We start from the raw sequence: 4,364 nt of genomic DNA on the forward strand, positions 1-4,364 counted from the left end.
GGTCACCTTCTCCAACTTTTTCACCTGTTAATGGGTTCTTCGTTGTTGGTGTTGTTGTTGTTTTCTCACCATCTTTACCTGGTTGTTTCACGCGTTCTGTACCTGGTGGTAAATCTGGATTAAACTCACGTGTTGTTTCATGTGGAATTGGTTCTTTCGTCACAATTGGGTCACCTGGTATTGGACCATGTTTTGTCACTCTATCCACCGGCGGTGTTACGATTTCACCTGTTTCAGGATTTTTAATTCCTGGTTTACCCGGTACTTCTTCTGTTTCGCCAACTGGTAAGTTTGGATCAAACTCATCTTTATGACCTGGTGGTACTGCTTCAGGAGCAAAGTGTATTATCTCATTAACCGGATTCTTAGTAATTTCAGTGCTAGGTTCACCACGGTCTACAACTTCACCTGTATCTGGATTAACTTTTGTAGGTATTGTAGTTGTTTTCTCACCATTTTCACCTCTTTGAACAATAACATCTGCTGCTCCCGGAGGTAAATTTGGATCAAATTCACGTATAGTCTCGTAAGGTATTGGTTCTTTAGTAATTTCTTTATCATCTATCAATTCACTAGCTTCAGGGTTATTAGATTTATTACTTATTAATACAATCCTTTGAGCATAGTTTAAGTTTAATTTCGATAAATCAGTACCTCTTTCACTTAATCTAGTTGATTCAGCATTGTTATATACTGGAACACCAGAGTTAAACCCATTCTGTTCCATACTTAAATCCACAACATTTCTCCATACATCATCTGCATCTTCATGTTGTTCAGGATCACTAAAATGTAATGGATCCCATTTTTTCGCTATATAAGACCCTTTCCATTTAATAAAACCTGGAGATCCAGGATCCATAAACACTAGGTTAGGCTTTGAACCTGGTGGATTATTACTTTCCCCACTAGTAACTTTACTTGTCTTTTGTAAGTTTACATAATAAGCATTGTCAAAAATGTATTGTCTGTTTTGATTGTTTCCACCTAAAGGAATTGAAATAACTTCAGCATAATAATCTCTATTATCTGTTCTTAAATCTAAAATAGCGTTATCTTTAACATGAAGTAAAGCTGATTGATTACCAACAGCGTTAATGTTTACTAAATCATTATATGCTCCAGATTGAGAGCCAGATTTAGTATTCCATTGGTGGTTTTTAGCATCTACAAAAAGCTTAGATTCTTTTTCTAATACAATCTTGGAGTCTCCATTTAAACCAATGAGGTTATTTTCTGACCAGTTAGCACCAGGCGTTCTATGTTCATCAGAATATGCTAGGAATTGAGCTTTTTGACCAATAATAAAACTACTGCCAATACCCATATTCACGATATTACCGTTACCTTTTTGTTTTATATTAACAATTGCTTCTTCACCAACAAGCAAGTTTCCATTCTGACCAAAACTAAAAATATTTTGTCCTTTTAAATCAAATTTAGAACCTTGCCCAATTGAAACTGTACTATTATTATTTGTTTTAATTATAGTATGACCATTAGTAACATCCCAAGGGTTGTCAGATGTAGTATCTGCATTTACTTTCGCTGCCGCTCCAGTAGTAAAAGTACCACCTTGGCCAATTTCAAATATATTACCTAAACCACTTCTTTTAGCTGTAACAGTAGCATTCTCACTTATGTTTATATTTTTTGCACCAATATTCGATCTTGCATTACTATTGTCATTACTAGTTGTTGAAAAGTCGCCTTTAATATTCACGGTAACATTATTATTAGTTTCAGCACTGTCAATTAAATTATTACCTTTGTGTGTAACATTTTCAAAAGTTAAAGTATGGTTATTATTGTTATTAGGTGCAAATTTTATAAAGCCATTAGGGTTGTTTGTATCTATATTTATGTCATTAAAACTAATATCCCAACTATTTGCATTAGCAGGACTATTTATAAAATAGTTCCCCATATCAATCTTATGGCCATCACCATTAATTTTTAATGCTCTACCCACATTTTGTTTTAATGTTTCATTTTTAGTAGCGACTAAATCTCGTGTTAGCTTTATATTTGTAACACTCGTATTATTTAATGCATTTGTAAAACTATTCCAATCAGAGACTTCTAATGCATTTGATTGATTTTCACTACTTAAAAGACTTCTTGATGCAGCAACACTTCTAAAAGCTGAACGATAATTATTTTTAGCTTCTGTAGCTATTAATTTTTCAGAATTTAATTTATCACTATATTCTTTTAAAGCAATATGTAATAATTCATTTTTTATTTCCTTATTTGAAAGATTGCTGAAATCTATGTTATTAGAATCAACAAGAGCTTTTAATTCAGCTTCTTTAATTTCGCCACTTAAAGCATTTTTAGCTAATTCCACATTTTGCTCATTTAATTTATTAACTTTCAGTGAAGAATTTTTTTCTACTTTAACATCCTCAGTAGCAATTGGTTGTTCTTTAGTTACATCTTCGACCGATGCATTATCCTGTGAGTTAGCTTTTTCTGGTACAGATTCTTCTGGTGTAACTTCCTCTGTATTTGGATTTTCTGGGGCTTTATTCTCTGTTGCTTTTTCAGTCAAACCTTCTGTTGATGTGTTGTCTTCAGTTGCTGTTACTTCTGTACTAGGCTCTTCTGTTGATATTTCTTCTGTTGCTTTATCTTTTGATGATAATTCTTCTGAAGTATTCTCTTCTGTACTCGCTTTTTCTGGTGTTGCTTTTTCTGGTGTTGCTTTTTCTAATACTTTTTCTTCTGTACTTGCTTCTTCAGATGATACTTCTTCTGACGTCTCATTCTCTGTGCTCGCTTCTTCTGGTGTAATTGATGACTTATCTACATTTATTTCAGTAGATTTTTCATCACTTTGAGAATTTTTTGATTGTGCTTGTACTGAATTTTCGCTAGATAACTCGTCTGCTTTCGCTTCATCACCTAAACCGAATAATAGTGTAGCACCAACCAAAATTGAAGCAGTACCTACAGTAAATTTCCTAATAGAATATTTATTTAATCGATTAGGAATAAAATCGATTTTGGTACTTCTCGATTTTGGTTTCTTTTTCATTCTACATTCCTCCTAAAATAAATTTTTTTCATAATGATAAGTCATTTTATTTATATGAGCACTTATCAGGAAATATTATATTTATTAATTTTAAATAATGCAATACTTAATTAACAGACATAATATCTCATAAAATATTTTGTATTGTACAACGTTGTGTTTTACAAAAATTTAAATTAGAGAATGGTTAATTGATGTAAATAAATAAAGTGGCTATGTCATTGGACATAACCACTTTACGAATGTGTAATATAAAATTATTTATCTTCTTTTCTACGACGACCGAATAAGAATAATGAACCCAATCCAGCTATTAAACCACCAATTAAAGTTGTATTAACTTCTGATTCTTCACCTGTATCAGGTAATAGTTTGTTATGGCTTGCTTTATGATCTTGATTATTTTCATTCGATTGATTAGCAACACCATTACCACCATTATTGTTTGAATCATTTGATGACATGCCTGCGTCTGAATCGCTGTCTGAATCTGAGTCGCTATCTGCATCTGCGTCACTATCAGAGTCTGAATCACTGTCTGCGTCGCTGTCTGCATCTGAATCACTATCTGCATCTGCGTCACTGTCTGCATCTGCGTCGCTATCTGCGTCTGAATCACTATCAGAATCTGAATCACTATCCGCGTCTGCGTCGCTGTCTGCATCTGAATCACTATCTGCATCTGCGTCACTGTCTGCGTCTGAATCACTATCTGCATCTGCGTCACTGTCTGCGTCTGAATCACTATCAGAGTCTGTATCGACAACAACTACAACAGATGGGTCTGATTCATTGCCATTATTATCTTTTTCAATACCTGTAATTTCATCGTCTTTATTTAAATCTACATCAGTTGGAATATCTACAGACCAATTACCATTATCATCAATCTCAGTTTCTGAAGTACTGCCATCTGGGAATGTAATAACTATAGTATTTCCAGGTGTACCATTTGAACCTGAAATGACAGTATCATCATTATCAATTGGATTAATTGTTGGTGCTGGTAAGTCGTTTACATCTCCTACTGTTACAGGTACTTTTATGTGATCTTGTGTGCCATCTGGGTATGTCACTGTCACATCTACTTCTGTTGTACCTGGTGTGTTTCCATCTGGTAATTGTGTTTCGTCATCCACTGTGATTGTTGGTTGTTCTTTATCCGCTGGATAATCTGGGATTGTTACCGCACCTGTTACATCGTCTGTTGTCGTTGGTGTACCATTGTCTTTTGTTACACCTTCTGTTGTTGGTTCATATGCATTATTATCTGCTTGTTCCCCTACTGTTACAGGTACTTTAATATGATCTTCTGTACCATCTG

At 34.1% G+C, this 4,364-nt stretch carries 2 protein-coding genes; both read right to left on the reverse strand.

The features are described from left to right. A partial coding sequence (locus LQ617_RS15605) for an E domain-containing protein (protein ID WP_239740778.1) occupies window positions 1-3,040 on the reverse strand: 3,040 nt, incomplete at its 3' end. 257 nt (window positions 3,041-3,297) lie between these two features. Further along, window positions 3,298-4,364, reverse strand: a 1,067-nt coding sequence (locus tag LQ617_RS15610; protein WP_239740779.1) for a Rib/alpha-like domain-containing protein, incomplete at its 5' end; no start/stop codon positions are given.

This window comes from Mammaliicoccus sp. P-M59 (genome assembly GCF_022386135.1).
Taxonomy (GTDB): domain Bacteria; phylum Bacillota; class Bacilli; order Staphylococcales; family Staphylococcaceae; genus Mammaliicoccus; species Mammaliicoccus sciuri_A.